The sequence below is a fragment of the Streptomyces sp. HNM0645 genome, assembly GCF_030056615.1.
GTDB lineage: Bacteria > Actinomycetota > Actinomycetes > Streptomycetales > Streptomycetaceae > Streptomyces > Streptomyces marianii.
In genome coordinates this window covers 1-2,869 of sequence record NZ_JASHLT010000116.1, presented here as the reverse complement: position 1 = coordinate 2,869, position 2,869 = coordinate 1, and the positions used below count along the sequence as shown (strand labels likewise).

The window sequence follows — 2,869 nt, the reverse complement described above, 5'->3', positions numbered from 1 at the left end:
CCATCGCGCACAGGCTGTCGACCGTGCGGGGCGCCGACCGGATCGTGGTCCTGCACGACGGACGCATCGTCGAGCAGGGCACCCACGAGGAGCTCTTGGAGCGTGACGGCAGGTACTCGGAGCTGGTACGTCGCGACGCCGAACCGGTTCCGGTCGCCGTGTGAGGCAGCCAGGGAGAGGTCGGGACGCCCTCCAGGCTGCCGCACTGGCCAATCTGGCGCCGCCGTCAGGGTCGGGGCCGTGGCTTCGGCCGCCGGCCTGGCTGTCAACGGCAGGCCGGGTGAGGGGTGGTGGCATGGGGGATCCAGCGCGTCAGCGTTTCCGGCGTGAGGCGTCAGGAGCGGGGTGAAGTCTCTGATGCGGGAGGCCAGTTCGGACATCTCGGTGCAGGAGGCGGTGGGCCGGGCCAGGAGGTCGTGATGTTCGGCTTTGAGGTTGTCGGGCCTGGTGAGGCCCATCCGGGCGAGTCTGCGCGGGGAGATGTGGCTGCGGTCGGCGTCCGCGCGGCCCTGGTTGTTGTACTTGTGCAGGAGGTTCAGGCCGCCCTGTGGACCCGAGGACCTTGATCTCTTCGAAAGGTGCGCTACGGGGACTGCGGGGCCCTCGGCCCGGCGTTTACGCAGGTACTCGCGGTAGGGATCGAAGAGGCTGGCACGGTACTTGGGGAAGCGGAGCATCCGCTCGGGCAACTCCGGCCGCACCCCGATCCGCGCAGACACGGTCGCCGGCCGCCTGCCCGAGGCCGCCTGGAACCGACGAAGCGCCGGCAACGGCGCGAAGGGCCCGCGCTACCACGACTGGGCCTGGATCGGCATCGGGACAGACAAGCACCGCCACTTGCTGGTCCGCCGCAACCCCACCAGCGGCGCAACTCGACCCGACCCTGGTGACGGCGCTCCGCACACCCCCTTTGGACGGACTCCATTCGCGCGTCAGGGGAGAGGGTCCGTGTGCAGGGCGGAGCGGGCAGTGCTCAGCCAGGCGGTGACACTGGTGTCATGAGCGGTACCGGCACCGATCAGCAGGTCGAGGTGGCCGCTTTCGGCGGTGAGAGCGAGCGGGTGGCCGTGCCCGGCTGCTGTCCAGATCGGTGCGGCGAGGTGGGATTGAGCCGGGTCATACCCGATCCAGCACTGGCGGCCATTCCACCTCCACCCGGTCCAGCAGCCTCCGCCGACCTGCTCGATTCCCGCTCTGCCGGTCCTCAACGCACCCAGGTAGTCCGGGATGACGAGATTCTCTACGGTGATCGGGCGATCGGGGACACCGTACAGGCAGGAGGCGAGAGCCGGTACGCCGGCGATGAGGGCGTACCGGCGCTTACGCATGAAGGGGTTGGAGACGGCGGGGAGGAGGTCGATGGTGACCGCGTGTCCGGTGTGTACGGGCCGCTGGGGGTGCCAGGCCAGGTGCGGGNCGGGCGATCGGGGACACCGTACAGGCAGGAGGCGAGAGCCGGTACGCCGGCGATGAGGGCGTACCGGCGCTTACGCATGAAGGGGTTGGAGACGGCGGGGAGGAGGTCGATGGTGACCGCGTGTCCGGTGTGTACGGGCCGCTGGGGGTGCCAGGCCAGGTGCGGGTGGTGATCGGCCAGGGCACCGGGGTGGGCGGGTGGAGCGTCCATGAACCGGTGCAGTTCCTCTTGCAGGTTCCAGTGGTCTACCGGGTTGCCCACGATCACTGCGGCCCCCGGTGGGTCAAGGTCCGGTGCTGCCCTGCCCGTGCGTTCGGGGTACCGGTGAGCCAGCAGACACACACGTGCACCTTCCGCCGGGGCGACCAGGCACCACACATCTCCTCCGGCCAGGATGAGCTCGTCCGTCCCATCGCCGTCGATGTCGCAGATGGTGGCCTCGGGCATGCGGGATCCGGTCGCAGCCCAGCGTGCGGCGGCCAGCAGCGGTCTGGCGAGCCGGGCGTGTGAGGCCGTCGCACGCACCCACGGGGCCAGTTGCCGTTGTCCGTCTTCTTGGTCGTGCCAGGCTGTCTCATGTGTGCCGACCATGACCAGCTTCTCGGCGAGTGCGGTCAGCCGTGCATCCGCGTTGTCCAGCCCGCGTGCGGTGTGGATCCGGGATTCCAGCTCGGCGAGCAGCGTCGCATAGGGGTGCCATTGTGGATTGTCGGCCCACCCCCTGTAATCCTCCCCGGCCCGCCAGTCGATGGCGAGTTCGAAGTAGGTGCCGGCGGCGGGGACGGGCCCCGCCTGCGGAGGGTTGATGTCCAGCCAAGCGTCGAGGGCGACTGGCTGCACCAGCGGGTGCTGGCCGAACCAGCGAATCGCGCGCCGGTAGCCGGCGAGGGCGGGTTCCCATCCGGCAACGCCGGCGGTGCGTTCCAGGTCGTCGGCGTAGACCAGCAGCAGGCGTTCGGGGTGATCGGCACGCGAGCGCACGTCGGCGACGAATTCCTCCAGTGCCCGAAGGTGTTCGAGAGAGCGGGCGGGGATCAGGTAGCGCAGGTGGGAACAGATGGGCACCATCTGCAGCCCGCGTCCTTCGGCGGTGATCTGCCGTGGCTGCAGCAGTGCGGGATCGACTAGGCCGGTCACGTTGACCGGGTGGCCGCCTCCTGCCCCGTACGGGCCGTACCGGTCGGCCAAGGCCCGGGCCGGTCCGGGCGGAGCCAGTACACGGTCGTCGACCAGGACGCGTCGGAAACCGCCGTCGGGCAGGGACCGGTCGGTGAGCTGGGCGGCCAAAGCGGGGTCCCAGACGCGTTCGGGTAGCCACACGGTCGACGTGGCACCGTCAGGAACGGCGAGATGGTGCCGCAGCAGGTCGGCCGTGGTCAGCAGCTGGCGGACATTGGCAGCCGGGTCGCGCAGCGGCATGATCGGCTCGGCGTAGGTGCCGCCGATCAGCGT

General features: G+C 70.0%; 1 protein-coding gene and 2 pseudogenes. 1 reads left to right on the top strand and 2 read right to left on the bottom strand.

The window, feature by feature from the left end; genetic code table 11:
• Window positions 1–302: 302 nt before the first annotated feature.
• Window positions 303–698 (bottom strand): annotated as a pseudogene (locus QMZ92_RS35840) (ISL3 family transposase); the annotation flags it as partial.
• Here QMZ92_RS35840 and QMZ92_RS36720 point away from each other — a divergent pair.
• Window positions 688–867, top strand: a pseudogene (locus QMZ92_RS36720) (IS701 family transposase); the annotation flags it as partial. The pseudogenes QMZ92_RS35840 and QMZ92_RS36720 overlap by 11 nt on opposite strands.
• A 373-nt stretch (window positions 868–1,240) precedes the next feature.
• Here the strand turns inward: QMZ92_RS36720 and QMZ92_RS35835 are convergent.
• Window positions 1,241–2,863: a polysaccharide deacetylase family protein gene (locus QMZ92_RS35835; RefSeq protein ID WP_502962222.1), complete on the bottom strand. Its 1,623-nt coding sequence runs from the start codon at window positions 2,861–2,863 to the stop codon at window positions 1,241–1,243.
• Window positions 2,864–2,869: the final 6 nt, after the last annotated feature.